Origin of the sequence: Microbacterium yannicii PS01, from assembly GCF_000304335.1 — a bacterium.
GTDB lineage: Bacteria > Actinomycetota > Actinomycetes > Actinomycetales > Microbacteriaceae > Microbacterium > Microbacterium yannicii_A.
The window spans coordinates 1-19,517 of record NZ_CAJF01000009.1 but is presented as its reverse complement, the minus strand read 5'-3'; the positions used below and the strand labels follow the sequence as shown (position 1 = coordinate 19,517).

The window sequence follows — 19,517 nt, the reverse complement described above, 5'->3', positions numbered from 1 at the left end:
AATTCCCCCCAGTTTCGGCCGCGTCCGGCAGGCTCGCCGGACGGCCGGTTCAGTCGTCCGGATCGAAGATCACGTCCACCCAGTACTTGTTCGTGTTGGTCGAGGTCGGGTTCGCGGTCCCGCTCCCCGAGACCCCGCCGATCGTGCTGAGCGGTCCTGACGTGACCGTCGAGGCGAGCCCCGCGTTCGTGACGGCGTATCGGGCCGACGCGCTGTAGAGGGTGACGCGGTACTCGGTCCCCGGCGTCAGCCGCACGGAAGTCGGGAGCGCGGCTGTCTGCCACCCCGACGCCGTCTCGCCCTGGAAGGTCACCTGCCCGAGGATCGCGCCGTTGGCGGCGCGGAGATATCCGACGTGCTGGCGGGTGTTCTGGCTGCCTTTGTAGAAGCGGATGCTCGTCACGACGCCGGGCGCGCTGGTCTTGAAGCGTGTGCCCATCTGGTTCGCGAGCAGCGAGCTGGCGTTCGGGTTCGCCGGAGTGCCGGTCGTGAACAGGCTCACCTTGTCGGGCTTGACCATCGTCGAGAAGCTCCAGCTGCCACCCGACAACGGGGCGCCGTCCGCGAGGAGGGAGATCGCGAAGGTGGCGCCCCATCGAAGGGTGGCGCTGGGGGTGAAGGAGACTTTCCCGGTTGCAGGATCGAAGGCTGAGGTGCCGGCGACCGCGGTCCCGCCCACAGCGACCGACAGCGCCGCAGAGGAGGCGTTGGTCACGGTCGCCGAGATGGCGACCGTCCGCGGATCGAGGTTCGCGGCCGACGGCGCCGGGGTCTGAGCGACCAACGCCGGCCCGGGAGTGGTCTGGAACGTCCACGTGCCGTCGGCGACGGCGGCACCGTTCGCGGTGACGGATGCCGTGTAGGTCTTTCCCCGTCCGAGCGGGGCCGCCGGCTGGAACGACACCACGCCCGTCGGGGCGGCGAAGCTCGACACCCCGGTGACAGGAGCGCCGTCGGCCGTCAGAGCCATCGTGGCCGACTGGGCGCCGGTGAGCGTCGCGCTCACGCCGGCGCCCACAGCGACCCCTGTCGCCCCGGGCGCGGGAGCCCGGGCCGACACCGCGACGGAGGGCTCGGGATCGTCCTCGGAGAATGCGACCTCGGCGTCGACGAAGTAGGCCGACGAGTTGAACGACTGCGTGGGATAGGCACCCGAGGCCGTGTAGACGAAACGGCCGTTGTCGCCGGCGGGCGCCGCGACGTAGCCGTTGGTCACCGGCTGGGCGAAGTAGGCCGCGGTCACGCCGTAGCTCCCGTTCGGCGCGAGGTACGACGCCACGTACTCGCGTCCGGGCTGCAGCACCACCGGCTCGGCGAGAGCCGCTCGCTGCCATCCGGCAGCGGTCTCGGCGTCGAAGGGAACGGTGGCGAGAAGCTCGCGCGTCTGGGCGTCCCAGAGGTGGCCGACGTGGGCGCCGGTGTTGCCCGGGCCCTTGAAGAAGCGGATGGCGGTGGCTCGTGCCGGGTAGGCGACTGTGAACGCCGTGCCGACTTCGACCGGAGTCGTGTCGGCGGCCGCGGCACTGGCAGGAGTCGCGTCGCCGAAGAGACTGCCGATCACCCCGTCCAGATCGGGTGCTGCGGTGGTGAACGCCCACTCCGCCACCTGCTGGCCGTCCACGCGAAGCGTGGCGGTGTACGAGGTCGATTCCGCGAGCGCTGCGGCGGGGGTGAAGACGACCCGCCGCGTCGTCGCATCGTAGGCGGACGCGCCGGGCACGTCCCTCCCGCCGGCCTCCAGCCTGATGACGGGCGCAGGCGCATCCTGGGACAGCGTGGCGGTCACGAGGGAGTCGCGCGCGATGTCGATCCCCTGCGGGGCGGTGTCTGTGATCGTCAGTCCAGGACCCGCTCCGCCGCCACCCGAGAACTCGACATCGGCGAAGTAGTTCGACGCGGACCACGAGGATTGCGGCATGACGCCGCCGGAGCCGTACCGGAAGACGCCGTTGCCCGGGGCGATCGCGGTGAGCGGCCCGCTCGTGACCGGCGCGGTGAAGAACCCCTGCGCATAGGTGTAGGCGCCCTGGGGCGAGAAGTACGACACGGTGTAGGTCTCACCCGGCCGCACGGTGAGCGGCACCGAGAGAGGAGCGCGCTGCCAGCCCGAAGCCGACTCGTTCTGGAACGCGACGGTGGCCAGTCGCTGCCCCGCGGCGGACCAGATCGTCCCGGTGTGGGCGCCGGTGTCACCGGCCGCCTTGTAGAAGCGGATGGCGGTGATGCGCCCCTCGACCGACGTGCGGAACATCATCCCCAGCTCCAGGGCCGTGCCGTCGGTCGCCGCCGACGACGCCGGCGGCCCTGAGCCGAAGAACGTCACGTCGGTGGGCAGAGGGTTCACCGCGGTGCGGAAGCTCCACGAGCGGTCGAAGCCGGCGCCCGACGCGGCCACGATGTTCGACATCGAAACCGACACGGCCGCGTCGTAGGGCAGCGGCGCCGATGGGGTGAAGGTGACGGTTCGGCCGTCGGCGGACAGAGCGGCAGCTCCGGGGACCGGCTCGCCGCCGGCGATGACCGACATGTTCGGCACGCGGGTGAGCGGGTCCGAGAACGTCGCCGAGACGCGCGAGGTGGTCGGGACCGCTTCGGCGCCGGCGACCGGATCGGTGGAGACGAGCTGCGGGCCGCTCGTGGAGCGGATGAAGACCGGATCGACGAAGTAGCTCGTGGTGGAGGATTGCCCCGGGTACCCGGAGGCGTAGGTGAACGCGCCGCCCGAGGCGGGAACGACCAGCGGGCCCCGCGTGAGCTCGGACGAGAAGGCTCCCGGCGCCGCCGAATACCCACCGGCCGGCGCGACGTAGGAGACGACGTACTGGGTGCCCGGATTCACCGCCACAGGCTGAGCGAACCAGGCGGTCTGCCATCCACTCGCCGTCTCGGCGCCGAAGGTGACCTGCGCGAGCTCCTGCTGGCCAGCCGACCACAGGCTGCCGACATGGACCCCGGTGTTCCCGGTGCCCTTGTAGAAGCTGAGGCCGGCGATGAACCCCGGTTCGGTGACGCTGAACCTGGTGCCGACGGTGACCCGCGAGTCGGCGACCGACGCGATCGGCGGCACATCGGCGCTGGTGTACAGGGTGCACGGGCAGGCGTTGGACGACGAGTCGTTCGCGGTCGTGAAGGTCCATGGCGCCCCGGCGTCGAAGGTGGTCGCGTCGACCGGGACAGCGGCAACCGTGACGGTGTACCGCGTGGTCGGTGCGAACGGCTGGGACGGAGCGAACCGCGCGGTCCGGGTCGCGGCGTCGTACGACGTGGCGCCGGCCACGGCGGCGCCGTCCGGCCCAGCGACGGTCATGGCGACCGATGCCGGCTGCACCGGGCGCGTGAACTGCGTCGAGATCACGGCATCCCGCGCGACGCCGCTCGCCCCGGCGGAGGGCGATTGAGCCGTCAGGCGGACCGGCCAATCCTGTGCGGCCTCGAACACCGCATCGACGAAGTAGTTCGCGTCGCGGTAGGTGGCCGTCGGGAAGAACCCGGTGTTGCCGTACACGCCGGCCGCGGACGTGCCGGTCGTCGTCGGCGCGCTCAGCGGTGCGCTCTTGCGGGCACGGTACGGCCAGTACCACTCCTCGTAGGCGTAGCCGCCCGCCGGCGCGGTGTACGAGACGGTGTAGCGCGTGCCGGCCACGACGGGGATCGGCTCGCTGAACAGGGCCGTCTGCCACCCGCGCGCCGACTCGCCGGCGAAGGTGACGGTGGCCATGCGCGCACCCTGCGGCGACCACAGCGACCCGACGTGGGATCCGGTGTTGGTGGAGCCCTTGAAGAACCGCACACCTGAGACGAATCCATCGACCTCGGGGGTGAACCGCAATCCGAGCTCGGCGGGAGACGTGTCACTGACCGCTTCGAGTTTGGGGGCCGTCGTGCCGAACACCGAGTACGGTCCGCGCACCTGCACTGGCACAGAGATTCCGGCTGCCGCGAAGTTGGCGCTGTCGTCGATCGCCCGTGCACGGACCGACGCCGTTCCCGAGCCCTGCTGCACGTAGGAGAAGGTCCATGACGTGGTGCCGGACGCGAGCCGCCAGGTCTCGCCGCCGTCGGTCGACACCTCCACGCCCGCGACTCGGCCGCCGACGTCGGCGGCGGTTCCCGTCACGCTCACCGTCGTGCCGTGCGGGATGGACTGCCCGTTCGTCGGCGACGTGATGGTCGTGGTGGGCGCTGTGGCGTCCGTGCTCCTCGAGGCGGCCTGCAGGCCGGTCATGAGGGTTCCGGGCTGCGCTCCCATGTCTGCGAGGAGGTTCACCTGCGCCTGCTGCATCCGTACGTCGGCGGGAGCGCCGTTCCCGTCGTGCGTCTGGTCGAGTCCCCATCCCCACTGGATGCTCGCCGAGGAGAACACGAGCGCTCCGCTGGCGGCCCGGTAGAGCGTGACGTGGTGCTCGGTCGTGCCCTCGACGACGGTGTTGCCGTAGTCGGTCAGGTACTGAGGCGTCGGGCCACGGGTCGTCGACAGCCGGATCAGGCCCGCGGGCCGGAAGCCGTTGTCGATGTCTTCGTTCGACTCGTACCCCACGGTGTGAGGCGCCAGAGCCGCCGTGCTTGTTCCGCTCAGCGACGACAGACCGGTGTTGCGCCAGAGGCGCGTCTTGCCTTCCTCGGCGTTCACGGTGACGGGCAGGTCGTTGTGGTTGACCATGTACATCGTCCCGGTGAGGGCGTTCTCGGGGTTGCGTCCGCCCTGGGCCGCCGTGGCGAATCGCGGATCACGGGAGGTGCCGGTCCATTCGGCGCTCGGGTCGATCTTGCCGCCCCCGGGGGTCGATGCGTCGCCCCACGTCTCCTTGTACGACACCAGCGTGCGATGGGCGGTGCTCGCTCCGTCGACCGACGGCTCGTAGCGCGTGCGCCAGTACCCCTCGTTCCCGGTGAGGAACTGGAGATTCACGCCGGCATCGCGTGCCGATGCGATGTTGGCACGCTGCGCTCCCGACCAGTACTCGTCGTGACCGACCGAGAGGAAGACCTTGTGGTTGCGCAGCTCCCCGCCTCGCCGGTCCGTGTCGACGCCGGCGATGTAGCTCGTGTCGTAGCCGTTGCGCTCGAGGAACCGGACGGTGGCGTACTCGCTGCTGAAGTAGAAGTCGCGCGCCGTCACGCCCCCGCGGGTCGCGAAGGGGCGGTTGTAGCTGACCTTGTACGCGCGCCCATGAGCGCCGCCCTGGTAGAAGCTCGACCCGCCGTAGGTGTTGTACGCGTGCCAGGTCGGGTCGGAGGTCTGGAAGAGCACCTCCGAGGCGTTCCCGTCGTCGCGAACGACGAAGACGATGTGGCTGTCGCCGCCGGTGTCCTGGCGGACCAGCCGCGCGACGTACACCCCCGACACGGCGTCGGCCGGCACGTTCCATGAGGCCGAGACGCCCCACGTGCCGCAGTCGTACAGCTCGGTCTGCGCATCCGAGACGCACTCCGGCTGCCGCTGCGGCAGAGTCGCCGACGGGGTGAGCGACGTGATGAAGCGCGCACCCAGGCCCTGATACCAGCCCGTGCGATAGATCCGGATGCTGTAGGCAGAGGCATCCGTGTCGATCTTGAAGTCGATCCTCTGCCCGGCATCCACCGAGATGTCGGTCGAGAAGCCCTGGATGGACGGGTCGCCGGCACCTGAGATATCCCACTCCGACCGCGGCGTGCCCGGTTTCTGGTTCTCGCAGGCGATCGCGTTGATGGTCGGGCCGCATGGGCTCGCGGCCCGCGCCGACGGCTCCGGCGTGACCGCGATGAACACCGCCGCCACGAGCGCGGCGAGCGCGGCGATGGCGGCCATCCTCGTTCGGCGCGGCCGAACGGGCGCCCCAGGCGCGTTCTTCCCCATTGCACAACCAGTTCCCGACGCCCTCGTCGGTGATACCTCTCGGTCTGCCTCGGGTGGCCGACTTGAGAGGCTCCGTGTGCGATACATCCCCAGTGCACACGGGCGGGTCTTGTGCGCATTGTATCCTCAAGCGCACGCAGTTCGTAACCCATCAGCGAATTCTGTCCGAAGGGGGCCGGAATGACCGATGATCCGGTGGTCCACCGCTCCGCGGATGTGGCCGAGAGTGCACGGATCGGTCCGCGATCGCGGGTGTGGCACCTTGCGCAGATCCGTGAGGACGCGACGATCGGCGCCGATTGCAACGTCGGTCGGGGGGCCTACATCGGTCCCGGGGTCGTGCTCGGCGACGCGTGCAAGATCCAGAACTACGCGCTCGTGTACGAGCCGGCCCGATTGGGCGACGGCGTCTTCATCGGCCCGGCCGCCGTCCTGACGAATGACGAGTTCCCCCGTGCGGTCAACCCGGATCTCTCGGCGAAGAGCCACGACGACTGGACGGCGGTCGGGGTCACGATCGAGCGCGGAGCCTCGATCGGCGCTCGAGCCGTCTGTGTCGCGCCGGTCACGATCGGCGAGTGGGCGCTCGTCGCGGCAGGCGCAGTGGTGACCAAGGACGTCCCCCGCCACGCGCTGGTGGTCGGCGTGCCCGGGCGCCGCGTCGGCTGGGTCGGCAGGTCGGGAACGCCGCTGGTGGCCGACGAGGACGGGTGGGTGTGCCGTGAAACCGGGGAGCGGTATCGCGAGACGGACGGCGCGCTGACGCGGGTCGAAGCCGACGGGTCAGGACGATGACTGGCGAGGACTCCATCGCCCCGTCCGGAGTGGCTCACGTCGTGCTCACGAGATTCAACGTCCCGACCCCGGGGTTCGAGAGCGTCGTGCGCGCGAAGGAGGGATGGCTGCGCTCTCGCGTCGCGCTGTTCGAGCGGTACTGCCTGCCCTCGATGCGCCGGCAGGTGGGTGCGCGCGCCGAATGGATCATCTACTTCGATCCGCAGAGCCCGGACTGGCTCCGGCAGTGGATCGACGACGTGAACGACGGGGTCTTCACGCCCGTCTTCCGGTCGTCGGTGTCGTACGAGGAGAGGATGGCCGACATCCGCCGCGTGGCGGGCCGCGCGCCCGGGCGGATGCTGATCACCACCAACCTCGACAACGACGACGCACTCGCCTCCGACTTCCTCGACCGGGTGCAGCGCGCGGTTGTGCCGGGCGTTCGGACGGCGATCTATCTCGCCGACGGGCTCATCGCCGAAGCGAAGCGGCTGTACCACCGCGTCGACCGCGACAACGCCTTCTGCTCGGTCGCGGAGCCCTGGGATGCCCCCGGCGACCCGCCCGTCACCTGCTGGCTGCGCCCGCACAACCGGCTCGGCGAGACCATGGCGGTGCGCTCGCTGCGCGGCGAGCCGGGGTGGCTCCAGGTCGTGCACGGCGAGAACGTCAGCAACCGCGTCCGGGGTCGCCTTGTGAGCCCGAAGGCGTTTCGCGGGCGATTCGACCCGATGCTGGCGGCGTTCCCCGAGCCGGGTCTCGGCCGCCTGGCACGAGATCGGTTCGTGTCCGGGCCGCTGCGCACCGGCCGCGAGGTGGCGCGCGGCGCCGCCAAGCGCCTCGCCGTCGCACTGTACGGTCCCGACGCCATCGATACGGTCAAGCTCCGCGCCGCGCGCCTTCGCCCGGGCCGCTCCCGTCGCTAGGGCGCGGGACTCGCACGGGCGGGACGCAGATGATGAGCCAGCCGCACCGCGAGGACGGCGGCGAAGAACGTGGGATTCGCCTCGGCGCTCGTGGGGAAGACGCTGCTCGAGGCGATGTAGAGATTGGCGATGCCGTGCACGCGGCAGTCCCGGTCGACCACGCCGTGCGCGGGATCGGCGCTCATACGGGTGGTGCCGATGCTGTGGAAGCCGTCGGTCGCCTGGTCCCATGCCGCGCCCCGCACCGCCGCGGCATCGTCGGCGAGATACTCCAGGTGCCCGAGGCCGGCCGACCGCAGCTCCGCATCGAGCAGCTCGTGCGCGCGCAGCAGCGAGTCGATGTCCTCCTCCAGGTAGCGGTAGTCGAGGTGGAGCACATCGACGCCGTCGGCGTTCGTCCGCAGCGACATCCGGCTCTCGGGATTGGGCAGCTGTTCGGAGTGGTAGTGGAGGGCGTACCGCCCGCCCTCGTTGCGAAGGAGGAATCCTGGCTTGCGGACACGCGAGAGGTATCGCAGGGAGAGGATGCCGGCGACGTCGGCCATCGCACGCCAGGGCCTGCGAAGCACATTGGCCAGGTGCTGCCTGATGCGGTACGGCCGCGGCCCGACGTGGCGCAGCCGGATGCCCTCCGCCAGGACGCGTCGCCCGAAGATCGGGACGGCGATCGCCAGGAACACCGCAGACAGCGTCGCGCTGCGGTGCCCGTCCTCGTAGAACGGCGGATTGTCGAGATAGAAGGCCGTGTTGAGCACGCCATGACGGCGCTGAGCCTCCGGCGCGAGCGTGAAGCGCCGGCGGATGTACGTGTCATGTTCGTCGCGGACGAAGTCGAGGTCCGCCGCTCCGCCGGGGTCGTCGAGCACGACATCCGCCACGCTTCCCGTCGCATGCCCCATGTAGTACCGACCGAGTGGGCCGTCCACGCCTCCGAAGGCGTGCGGCATGCGGCGTTGCACGCCCAGCAGCAAGCGCGTCGTCTCGAGTCCGCCGAGAGCGAGCACGTAGGCGCCCGCCTGCACTTCGGTCGACCTTCCGCCGCGCACGACGACGAGGTGCGACACCGCTCCGTCGGCGTCGAACGCGATGTCGTCGAGGCGCGCACCGAAGACGGCGTCGATCCGAGGGTGCGCGGTGGCGCGGGCGCCCAGGCCCCGTGCGAGGCGCGGCTGGCGCGCCCAGCGCTCGAGGTTCGACATCCGGAAATCGCTCAGCCCCGGCCAGTCGGGCAGCGGCGAGCGGAAGACGCCCGCACCGCAGTCGAGGTGTCGCGCGGCCGGTTCGTACCACTCGACGACATCGTCGAAGGTCAGGGGCCAGTCCGCGCTCGGGACATAGTCCCGACGCTCGAAGTCGATCGGTTCGAACGCGACACAACGGCCGCCCCACAGCCATGACGTTCCACCGAGACCCCGGCGAAGCGTGAGATCGAGCGGCGCATGTCGCGCGGGATCGGTGATCTCGGTGCGAGCGCTCTCGGCGGATGTGAGCCCGATCCCGCCGGAAGAGGTGTCTCCGGCATCGAGGAGCAGCACCCGGCTGCCCGCCTCGGCCGATTCGATGGCGAAAGCCAGCCCGACCGGGCCGGTCCCGACCACGCAGCAGTCGTACGGCCCGGTGGGCGTCTCGTGCGCGGCGAGCACGGTCATCTTTGCGTCGCCGCATCGGTGCGGCTGGAGGCGTCGCGCTCCCAGGGGTGTTCGGCAGCGCTCCGCGAGGCCGGGCGCACCCGTCGACGTGCCGCGAGGCTGAGAAGGATGTACCAGCCGGCGTCCGCAGCGCTGCGCGGTCCGCGGATCGCCGAGATGATCGAACGCGTGCGCGAGGTCGCGTGAGACGGAATCCCGAGCTCGCGGTGGCCGCGACGCTGGCGCCTCAGCACCGCCATCAGGGCCCGAGTGTCGCGCGGCGTGCGGACGCGCATCGGAGCGGTCGGCACGACGCGCTTCTCGTGGTCACGGAACTGCTCGTCGAACCACGAGTCGTCTGCGGTCACGCGAGGGAATTCGGCGAACCGGGCATGACCCTGCTCGCTGACCGCGTAGCCGCCGGCTCCCCACAGCCGTGTGGCCGGCGCCGAGGCTCGGCTGCGCGCCCGGTAGTAGGCCCGCACGGGAACGGTCGCCCCCGTCGTGTCGTAGGCGTAGTACGGACGGGCGGCGAGGACACCCGGCTCGTCAAGCGCGTCGAACACCGCGAGCACGGCACTGGGGGCGATCTCGATGTCGGCGTCGAGGTAGAGCCGCGGCCACGATGTCGCGACGCGATCGCCGAGGTTCAGTCCAGCGGCCTTCGACGCCGTGTCGGTCTGGGCGACCCGCACCCCTTCGAATCCCGCGGCGATCGCCGCGGTGCCGTCCGAGCAGCCGTTGCACGCGACGATGATCTCGATTCCCTCGAGCGCGGTCAGCGGAATCAGCGACCGCAGTGTCCGGGCGATCACGCCGGCCTCGTCGCGGGCGGGGATGACGACGGCGCCGTGGGCGGACGCCCGCAGCGGCGGGGTGGGTGAGGGCTCGTCGAAGCGCGTGGAGTCCGACACGGCCGCCCCATCGACGGTCGACGAGGGCGGTCCGTTGCGACCCATAGCGTGCTCCCCAGCCTGCGTGGTCAGAGCGTAGCCGAGTGGACGGGCGCGCGTCTCCCCCTCTTACGACTCGCCCGCGCTACAGCTCACCCGGTGCGGTGGCCTGCGCGTCCAGCTCCTCGACGATGCGCCGTGCACGGCTGGGCTCCGCGCCCGCCTTGCGGGGCGCGTAGACCACGAGCGAGTGGAAGACGAATCGCACGAAGAAGGCCACCACGAGGGTGAGGGCCGTCGCCACCACCGCGGAGAAGTGCCACGACTCGACCATGAGCGCGATGATCGGGATGCGCACGAGCGCCTCGGCGTTGTTGAACGAGAAGGACTTGGCGAAACGCAGCCAGCCGCCCGACGCGGTGTGGCGCATGTCGTGGAAGACGAAGCGCTCCTGCAGCAGGAAGTTGCCGATGATCGTCACCTCGGCCGCGATGATCGCGGCGACGATGTAGCCGACACCGAGCTGGGTGAGGGCCCACACGATCGCGACGTTGGCGACCGCCCCGAGCCCGCCGATGACGGCGAACAGCGACATCTTGCCGAAGCGGAGCGCCGTCAGCTGGGTCAGGAAGTGCACGCCCTGACGCACCGACGCCTTCGACTCGCCGGCGTGCCGGTCGCCGAAGTCGAAGGGCACCTCGGCGATGCGCATCGGCCGCCGCGCGAGGATCTCGAGGAGGATCTTGAACCCGCGGGGCTTGAGCAGCGCCTGGTCCACCGTGCGCCGGTCGATCAGGAAGTACCCGGTCATCGGGTCGGTGACGTCCTTCAGCCGGATCGGGAACATGGCCCTCGTCACCGCCGTGGACACCGTCGACACCAGCACGCGCGTGCGGTCGGCGAGTCCGCTCGAGGTGCCGCCACCGGCGTAGCGCGACCCGATCACGATATCGACGTCGCCGCGCGAGAACCGCTGCCACAGCTCGGGGATCTTCTCGGGCGGATGCTGCAGGTCACCGTCGATGACGAGACAGGCGTCCGCCTCCGCCGCGGTGAAGCCCTCGAGCACCGCGCCCCCGAGCCCGCCGGTCGCCACGTCGCGATCGACCAGACGCACGGGCAGGGGAGCGGATGCCGCGACCTGACGGATCACGTCGGCCGTGGCATCCGTGCTGTCGTCCACGAAGACGATCTCGGCCTCGATCGCGGGCCGCACCTGTGCCACGGCCGCAGCGATGCGCCGAACGAGCTCCGCGATGTTGGGAGCCTCGTTGTAGGTGGGGACGATGATCGACAGCTGCACTGCGGCCCATCCTCCCATGCACAGATGACGGGTTCGTGACGCCTGTTGAGACGGGGCGGTCTCGGCCCTCGTCCAGGTATCCCGGGAGAGGATGGAAGGATGACCTCCCCCTCCACCATCACCGTATTCGGCGCCGACTGGTGCCGGGACTGCGTCCGCACCAAGCGCCAGCTCGACGGCCTCGGCGTCTCGTACACCTATGTGGATCTCGTCCAGGACCCCGCCGCCGCCGACGTCGCCCGTGACATCTCCGGCCGGACGAACATCCCCGTCGTGGTGTACCCCGACGCGTCGCACCACGTCGAGCCGTCCGACGCCGACGTCGAGTCCAAGCTGCGCGAGCTCTCTCTCATCTGAGCCCGAGCGCTGACGGCGCACCGCCCACGGTCATTAGGCTGAGCCTGTGGACGAAGGCGTCGAGCGCAACACCCGGGCGATCGAGGGCTCGGTCGTCACCGACTTCGCCGACCGCATGAGTTACGGCGGATACCTCGATCTCGACACCCTGCTCTCGGCGCAGCGACCTCTCAGCGATCCGGAGCACCACGACGAGCTGCTGTTCATCGTCCAGCATCAGACGACGGAGCTGTGGCTCAAGCTCGTGCTGCACGAGCTCGGCGCCGCCTGCCGCCTGCTGCGCGAAGACCAGCTCGCTCCCGCTCTGAAGTGCATCGCCCGCGTCAAGCACATCCAGAAGACGCTCACCGAGCAGTGGTCGGTGTTGGCGACCCTGACGCCGGCCGAGTACGGCCAGTTCCGGGGAGTGCTCGGTCATGCCAGCGGCTTCCAGTCGGCGCAGTACCGAGCCGTGGAGTTCACGCTCGGCAACAAGAACGCCGCCATGCTGCGCGTCTTCGAGTCCGAGCCGTCGTCGTACGCGCTCGTGCGCGGAGCCCTCGAGGCGCCGAGCCTGTACGACGAGTTCCTCCGGCTGCTGGCGCGGTCGGGCTACGCGATCCCTGCCGCGCTGCTCGATCGCGACGTCACGCAGGCATGGACCTACGCCCCGGAGTTGGTCCCCGTCTTCGTCGAGATCTACGCAGACCCGCAGGCGCACTGGGCCGCGTACGAGACCTGCGAAGAGCTCGTCGACCTCGAGGACGACTTCCAGCTCTGGCGGTTCCGGCACCTGAAGACGGTGGAGCGAATCATCGGGCACAAGACCGGCACCGGCGGGTCGAGCGGAGCCTCGTTCCTGCGGCGAGCGCTCGATCTCACCTTCTTCCCCGAGTTGTACGCGGTCCGGACGGAGCTGTGATGGCCGACCCGTTCGCCCTGCGGGCCCTGCTCGGACCCCGGGCCGCGCTGTGCCGCCGCGCGATCACGGGAGAGCACGGGGTGTCGCTGCCGCCGCTGATCGACCACCACGTGCACCTCCACCTCATCGACGCCGACCTTCTCGCCCCGGCCGGGATCTCGGGCGTCGTCGACCTCGGCGGGGATCCCGTCGTGCTCGCACGTCGCGAGAAGGACGGCATTCCCCGTGTGGCATATGCCGGCTCGTTCCTGACGGCGGTGGGCGGCTACCCCGTCGGGCGGCCCTGGGCGCCGCCCGAGATCTCGCGCGAGATCAGCGATCCGTCGACCCACCCCGGCGTTCCGGGCGGCGCAGCGACGGCGGTCGACGAGCAGGCCTCGTTCGGAGCATCCGTCATCAAGGTCGCGCTGAACTCTGCGGACGGACCTGTGCTGGACGCGGCCGCCCTCGGCGCGATCGTCGCCAGCGCCCGCGAGCGCGGCCTTCCCGTCGTCGCACACGTTCAGGGAGACGGGATGCCGCAGGTCGCCCTCGACGCCGGTGTCGACGTTCTCGCCCACACGCCGTTCACCGAGGCGGTGGGCCGTACGCTGACCCGGCACGCCGTGCGCGCCGGGCAGCTCTGGATCTCGACGCTCGCGATCCACCGCGACGACCCGCAGGCCGCCGAGCTCGCCCGCGTGAACCTGGCCGGCTTCGCCGCGGCCGGCGGCCGCGTGCTCTACGGCACCGACCTCGGCAACGGCGAGCTGCCCGTCGGCGTCAACGCCGACGAAGTGGCCGCGCTCGATGGTGCGGGCGTGCGCGGCGAGGCCCTGATCGATGCGATGGCCGATCCGTGGCCCGCGACCGCGGCGCCCTCGGGAATCTCGACGTTCGTTCCCGGCCCGCCGCCGACAGTCCTCGACGAGGTCGCGGCCTGGATCGCCGGGGCCACCGTCGTGCCCACCGAGGAGCTCGTGCATGACGAACACTGACGGCAGTCGGGCGGGGTCGATGCTCGCGGAACTCGCGGCCGCGGCATCCGCCCTCGACGCGGCCGACCCGCTGCGCCACCACCGCGACGCGTTCGTCGGAGCCGAGACCTCGCTGGTGTACTTCGACGGCAACTCGCTCGGGCGTCCGCCGCGCGCGAGCGTCGACCGGCTCGCGGCATTCGCGCGAGACGAGTGGGGCCAGCGTCTCATCCGCGGATGGGACGAGGAATGGATGCAGCTGCCGTTCGACATCGGCGACCGGATCGGCGGTGCGGCGATCGGCGCCGCGCCCGGGCAGACGGTGGTGGGCGACTCGACGACGGTGCTGCTCTACAAGCTCGTGCGGGCCGCGTTCGACGCGGCGTCCGCCGACGACCCGGCGCGCGTCGAGATCGTGGTCGACCGCGACAACTTCCCCACCGACCGCTACCTCGTCGAGGGCATCGCCGCCGAGCGAGGCGGGCGGGTGCGATGGGTGGATGTCGACGTGGCCTCGGGCGTGACGGCGGAGGCGCTGAGCGCGGCAGTGGGACCGACCACGGCGGTCGTGCTGCTCTCGCACGTCGCATACCGCTCGGGGTATCTGGCGGATGCCGCGACTCTCACGCGCATCGCGCACGAGGCCGGCGCGCTCATCGTCTGGGACCTGTGTCATTCCGCCGGCTCGGTGCCCGTGCAAGCCGACGAATGGGATTTCGACATCGCGGTGGGCTGCACGTACAAGTACCTGAACGGCGGACCGGGCTCGCCCGCCTTCGCCTACGTCGCCGCGAGACTGCAGGACCGGCTGGTGCAGCCGATCCAGGGCTGGATGGGTGCCGCCGACGTCTTCGCGATGGGACCGACGTATGCGCCCGCCTCGGGGATGCGCCGGTTCCTCTCGGGAACTCCCCCGATCGTCGGCATGCTCGCGATGCAGGACACGCTCTCCCTCATCGAGGATGCCGGGATCGACGCCATCCGCGCCAAGTCCGTCGCTCTCACCGAGTTCGCCGTGCGGGTGTCGGACGCCCTCCTCGGCCCGCTCGGGGCGACGGTCGCGTCGCCGCGAACGGCGGCGGAGCGCGGCGGGCACGTGACGCTGTCGCATCCGGTGATGCGGGCGGTCACCGCGCGGCTGTGGTCGGAGGACGTGATCCCCGACTACCGCGACCCCGGCGGGCTGCGCATCGGGCTCTCGCCGCTGTCGACCTCGTTCGCCGAGACCCTCGACGGCCTGCGGGCCGTCGAGTCCGCGCTGCGCGCCGAAGCGTCCGCTGGGTGAGCCGGGGAAGCGGCCACTCGCCAGGACACGCCGAGCGCGCGTCACCGGTCCGGCGTGTCGTGGCGAGTCGGTGGCTAGCGGGGTCCCGTTCCCGTCCTCCTGCCTGGCCGCGCAGGCGCCCCACGCAGACTGCCTCGCCAGAACACGCCGAGCGCACTCATCGACCCGGCGTGTCTTGGCGAGTCGGTGAGCGCTCTAATCCCTCGCCCGCCTTACGCGAGGGCGCGCGGTCCTGAGCCACGGACCGGCCACTCGCCAAGACACGCCGAGCGCGCGTCATCGGCCCGGCGTGTCTTGGCGAGTCGGGGCTTCGCGACGGGCGCAGGTCGCGGCCCGCTCGGCGGCAGGGGCGACATCCAGTCCCAGGATCGATGAGACGGCGTCGCGTCGTAGACTGAGGCACCCGCCCGAAGGAGAGCGCTTGTGCCGAAGCCTGCCGCGACATCCGCCGTCGCTCCTCCCGCCTCGACCGCGCCTGCCGCTCCGGGGCTGCCCGTCGACACGGTCGCCGCGCTCGACGATGCGATCGCGCAGCTCGAGCAGGGCTCCCGCGCCTGGACGCATCTGACCCTCGACCAGCGCGCACGCCTCTTCGATCGCCTGCATGCCACGACAGCGGCTGTCGCGGAAGAGTGGGCCGACGTCGCCGCGACGAGCAAGGACCTCGAGCCGGGGCATCCGCTTCGTGGGGAGGAATGGCTCTCGGGACCGTATGCCGCCATCGTCGCCCTCGACGCATACCGCTCGACGCTGTGCGCGCTGGCTCGCGGCGACGACCCGCTGAAGGGCGTGAGAACGGATGCCGCGCCCGGCGACCGCATCCGCGCGCAGGTGTTTCCGGCGAGCCGCGTCGACGGCCTGATCCTGTCGGGCTACACCGGCGAGGTGTGGTTCCGGCCGGGCGTCTCGCTCGACGAGGTGCGTCGCGACGCCGGACTCGGTCAGCTCGCGCCGACCGCGAGCGGCGGCATCGGCCTCGTGCTCGGAGCCGGGAACGTCACCTCGATACCGGTGCTCGACGTCATATACGAGCTGCTCGCGCACAACCGGGTCTCACTGCTGAAGGTCAACCCGACGCAGGACGCGCTCGTACCCGTCTTCGAGCGGGCGCTCGCGCCGCTCATCGAGCCGGGGTTCCTGCGCATCGTGCGCGGCAGCGGCGAGGTCGGCGCCCACCTGGCCGCTCATCCCGAGATCGTCCACGTGCACATCACCGGCGCCGCACCGACGTTCGACGCGATCGTCTGGGGCGCTTCGACAGGCTCAGCGACCGCGGGCGGCTCAGCGACCGCGGGCGGACCAGCGACCGCGGGCGGACCAGCGGCCGCGAGCGACTCGGCGACCGCGGGCGGCTCAGCGACCGCGGGCGGCTCAGCCGCCCGGCGGCAGGTGGCGCGCCGGAAACGCGAGAACCGGCCCGTGCTGAAGAAGCCGATCACCGCGGAGCTCGGGGGCGTCTCGCCGATCATCGTCGTGCCCGGCGTGTGGAGCGAGGCGGACCTGCGCTACCAGGCGGAGCACGTCGTCACGATGCGGCTGTACAACTCGGGCCACAACTGCATCGCCGGGCAGGTCGTGATCCTGAGCTCGGACTGGGCGCAGCGCGACGCCTTCCTGGCGGAGGTGCGCCGGGCGTACGAGGCTGCGCCGCGGAGGTCGGCCTGGTATCCCCGCAGCGATGAGAAGCTGGCGGCTGCGGCATCCGATTATCCCGACGCCGAGCGGTGCGCCGACGGCACGCGCCTGCTCGTCGAGGCCGCACCGGATGACGCCGGTGCGATCGAGAAGACAGAGTACTTCGCCCCTGTGCTCGGCGTCGTGTCGCTGCCGGGCAACGGGCAGGAGTTCCTCGATCGCGCGGTCGACCACGCCAACGACGAGCTCGCCGGCACCCTCGGAGCCAACGTGCTGATCGACCCCGAGATCCAGGGAGCCCTCGGCGACGCGTTCGAGCGGGCGATGGAGCGGCTGCGCTACGGCACGATCTCGATCAACTCGTGGACGGCGTTCGGCTTCCTCACCCCGACGCTCGCGTGGGGCGGCTTCCCGGGCGCGACGCCGCAGGACGTCCAGAGCGGCATCGGCATCGTGCACAACGCCCTCCTGCTCGATCACGTCGAGCGATCGGTCACGCGCGGACCGTTCCGGCCCTTCCCGCGCTCGCTCGCACCCCGCGCGCTCGGCGCTTCGGGAGGCCGCGCGTTCTCGGTGCTCCCCAAGCCGCCGTGGTTCGTGACCTCGCGCACCGGCGCGGCCGTGAGCGAGGGCTTCACCCGGTTCCGGATCGACGGAGACTACGCGGCCTTCGCGCCCGTGCTGCTCAAGGCGTTCCGCGCGTGAGGCCACGACGGCAGCGGGGACGGCTCGGCCGGCCCGCCGCGCTCGAGGCCGACTACATCGTCGTCGGGGCCGGCTCGGCCGGTGCCGCGGTGGCGGCGCGGCTCAGCGAAGACCCGAACGTGACGGTGCTGCTTCTCGAAGCGGGCGCCCCCGACACGGCGCTCGAGCTGCACGTGCCCGCCGCGTTCAAGAAGCTCTTCCGCAGTGCGTACGACTGGAACTACGACACGGTTCCACAGCCCGGCCTCGAGGGACGCACGGTCTACTGGCCGCGCGGCAAGACGCTAGGCGGGTCGTCGTCGCTCAACGCGATGATGTGGGTGCGGGGCTTCGCCGCGGATTACGACGAATGGGCGGATGCCGCAGGCCCGGCCTGGTCGTGGCGGTCGCTGATCCCCTACTTCCGCCGCGTCGAGCGCACGCAGTCCGCGGCAAATGCGGCGCGGCATCCGACCCACGGGACGGACGGGGCGCAGGCCGTGGAGCACCAGCGGGACCCTCGGCCGCAGACGGCGGCCTTTCTGGCCGCGGCGGCGGAGCTGCGGCATCCGGTCACCGTCGCCAATCTGCCGGAAGGTCAGGGGTTCTCGCAGACGATGGTGTCGCAGAGCCGCGGCGCCCGCGTGTCGACCGCCGACGCCTACCTCCGCCCCGCCCGGCGACGACCGAACCTGCGCATCGTGACCGGAGCGCACGTGCGCCGCGTGACCTTCGCTCCCTCGACGCCGCCGGTCGCTGAGCCTGTCGAAGCGCCCGCAACGCCTCCGGTCGCCTCGACGCCTCGGGTCGCTGAGGCTGTCGAAGCGCCCTCAATTCCCCTGTCCGCTTCGACCCCACCGGTCGCTGAGCCCGTCGAAGCGCTCCGGGCGACCGGCGTCTACGTCGACATCGCCGGCGTCACCCGGCACGCCACCGCGCGGCGCGAGGTGATCCTGTGCGGCGGCGCGATCAACACCCCCCAGCTGCTGATGCTGAGTGGCATCGGACCGGCCGACCACCTCGCCGAGCACGGGATCCCTCTCATGGTCGACGCGCCAGGCGTCGGCGCGAACCTTCAGGACCACCTCGTCGCCGGCCTCGCACCCGCCGCGAAGGGCGGCACGCTCTACACCGCCGAGAGCCGGCAGCAGCTCGCCCGCTACCTCAGCGGGCGGCGCGGGATGCTGACGTCCAACGTCGCCGAGGCCTACGGGTTCGTCCGAACGGCCGTGGCCGACCGCGCCGGCGTGCCCGACGGACTGCCCGACATCGAGATCATCTTCGCCCCGGCGCCCTATGTGGGTGAGGGGCTCGTCCCGCTGCCGGCCGAGGGGATCACGGTCGGAGCCATCCTGCTGCGGCCGCGCAGTCGCGGCACGATCCGGCTCGCGTCCGCCGACCCCTCCGCGAAGCCGCTCATCGACCCGGCGTACCTCTCCGACCCCGACGGCATCGACGCCGCCACGATGCTCGCCGGTCTCGCGGAGTGCGAGCGGCTCATCGCCACCGACGCGCTCGGCGCCGTGACGACGGGCGGCTGGATACAGCCGGAGGGCGGCGAGCGCATGACGCCCGAGGAGCGCGCCGAGATGTCGCTCCGCCGCTACTCGCACACGCTGTACCACCCCGTCGGCACCGCGCGGATGGGAAGCGTCGCCGGTGGCGCCGTCGTCGACGGCGCGCTGCGCGTGCACGGGGCCACCGGTCTGCGCGTGGCGGATGCATCCGTCATGCCCACGGTGATCCGCGGCCACACCAATGCCCCCGCCATCGTGATCGGCGAGATGGCCGCCGACCTCATCCGCCAGGCCTGAGCCCGCCGAGTTCAGCGCTCGGCTTTCAGGGGTCAGTTCCCGCGGGAATGCGCGAACGGATGCCGCAGCATCCGCCCCGGAGGACCAACTCGGCGGCGCGCCCGCGCCAGCCTTCGCATCCACCCGGTCCGCTCCCGACAGGTCAACCGGGCCTCTACAGGAGGCCCGACGCCGCAAACCTCCTGTGGAAGGCTGGTTGACCTGTCGACGCGACCAAGACCACGGGCACCGGGCCCGAACCTCGCTGCCAAGACGACACTCGCCTGCCACAACCTGCCGCACGGAGCGACAGGGTGTGACAGGCGAGCGAGAAGAGAGCTGCGGGTCAGCGCCCGGCGCGGCGGTTGCCGCCGTTCTGGCGCACCACCGAGCCCACCATCAGCTTGCCGGTGCCGCCGCCCGAGGCGCGACGGCCCGGGGTGCGCGGGTTGCCGGTGGCCGGCTGCGCGGAGCGGGTGTGGCCCGCGCTCTGGTCGGAGCGCTGGTGGCCGCTCTGCACGCGATCCGTGCTCGGCGTGCGAC

General features: G+C 71.3%; 12 protein-coding genes and 1 pseudogene. 8 read left to right on the top strand and 5 right to left on the bottom strand.

From position 1 onward, the window contains the following. Positions 1–49 precede the first annotated feature (49 nt). Complete coding sequence (locus WYM_RS19530; RefSeq protein WP_019180079.1) at positions 50–5,788, bottom strand: DUF4082 domain-containing protein; 5,739 nt, start codon at positions 5,786–5,788, stop codon at positions 50–52. A 228-nt stretch (positions 5,789–6,016) separates the two neighbouring features. On the opposite strand from WYM_RS19530, the gene WYM_RS06820 reads away from it, so the two are divergent. Both WYM_RS06820 and WYM_RS06815 read left to right on the top strand, forming a co-directional pair. Next, positions 6,017–6,631, top strand: coding sequence for an acyltransferase (locus tag WYM_RS06820; RefSeq protein ID WP_019180078.1), 615 nt, complete (start codon positions 6,017–6,019; stop codon positions 6,629–6,631). Continuing rightward, positions 6,628–7,539 carry a glycosyltransferase gene (locus WYM_RS06815; protein WP_040569141.1) on the top strand — a complete coding sequence of 304 codons (912 nt, stop codon included), beginning with the start codon at positions 6,628–6,630 and terminating at the stop codon, positions 7,537–7,539. The genes WYM_RS06820 and WYM_RS06815 overlap by 4 nt, the downstream gene beginning before the upstream one ends. On the opposite strand, the gene WYM_RS06810 is transcribed toward WYM_RS06815, so the two are convergent. The 3 genes from WYM_RS06810 to WYM_RS06800 all read right to left on the bottom strand — a co-directional run bounded on the left by WYM_RS06810 (position 7,536) and on the right by WYM_RS06800 (position 11,363). After that, positions 7,536–9,188, bottom strand: coding sequence for a GMC oxidoreductase (locus WYM_RS06810; RefSeq protein ID WP_019180076.1), 1,653 nt, complete (start codon positions 9,186–9,188; stop codon positions 7,536–7,538). The two genes, WYM_RS06815 and WYM_RS06810, sit on opposite strands and share 4 nt — an antisense overlap. After that, a complete protein-coding gene (locus WYM_RS06805) occupies positions 9,185–10,126 on the bottom strand; it encodes a glycosyltransferase family A protein (protein ID WP_019180075.1) in 942 nt (313 codons plus the stop codon). Before WYM_RS06805 ends, WYM_RS06810 begins: the two co-directional genes overlap by 4 nt. Positions 10,127–10,205: 79 nt before the next feature. Continuing rightward, on the bottom strand, positions 10,206–11,363 hold the full coding sequence (locus WYM_RS06800; protein WP_019180074.1) for a glycosyltransferase: 1,158 nt from the start codon (positions 11,361–11,363) through the stop codon (positions 10,206–10,208). Between the two features lie 99 nt (positions 11,364–11,462). Between WYM_RS06800 and WYM_RS06795 the strand changes: the two genes are divergently transcribed. The 6 genes from WYM_RS06795 to WYM_RS06770 all read left to right on the top strand — a co-directional run bounded on the left by WYM_RS06795 (position 11,463) and on the right by WYM_RS06770 (position 18,995). Continuing rightward, positions 11,463–11,720, top strand: a complete 258-nt coding sequence (locus WYM_RS06795) for a glutaredoxin domain-containing protein (RefSeq protein ID WP_019180073.1) — start codon at positions 11,463–11,465, stop codon at positions 11,718–11,720. A 46-nt stretch (positions 11,721–11,766) separates the two neighbouring features. Then, positions 11,767–12,621, top strand: coding sequence for a tryptophan 2,3-dioxygenase (gene kynA / locus WYM_RS06790; protein ID WP_019180072.1), 855 nt, complete (start codon positions 11,767–11,769; stop codon positions 12,619–12,621). Then, complete coding sequence (locus WYM_RS06785) at positions 12,621–13,598, top strand: hypothetical protein (protein ID WP_019180071.1); 978 nt, start codon at positions 12,621–12,623, stop codon at positions 13,596–13,598. The genes kynA and WYM_RS06785 overlap by 1 nt, the downstream gene beginning before the upstream one ends. Next, positions 13,585–14,862 carry a kynureninase gene (locus WYM_RS06780; protein WP_040569140.1) on the top strand — a complete coding sequence of 426 codons (1,278 nt, stop codon included), beginning with the start codon at positions 13,585–13,587 and terminating at the stop codon, positions 14,860–14,862. The genes WYM_RS06785 and WYM_RS06780 overlap by 14 nt, the downstream gene beginning before the upstream one ends. A 423-nt stretch (positions 14,863–15,285) precedes the next feature. Beyond that, complete coding sequence (locus tag WYM_RS06775; RefSeq protein ID WP_019180069.1) at positions 15,286–17,202, top strand: aldehyde dehydrogenase family protein; 1,917 nt, start codon at positions 15,286–15,288, stop codon at positions 17,200–17,202. Further along, positions 17,199–18,995 (top strand): GMC family oxidoreductase, encoded by a 1,797-nt coding sequence (locus WYM_RS06770; RefSeq protein ID WP_019180068.1) that lies wholly within the window; start codon positions 17,199–17,201, stop codon positions 18,993–18,995. Before WYM_RS06775 ends, WYM_RS06770 begins: the two co-directional genes overlap by 4 nt. Positions 18,996–19,320: 325 nt before the next feature. Here the strand turns inward: WYM_RS06770 and WYM_RS19525 are convergent. Beyond that, positions 19,321–19,517, bottom strand: a pseudogene (locus WYM_RS19525) (DEAD/DEAH box helicase); the annotation flags it as partial.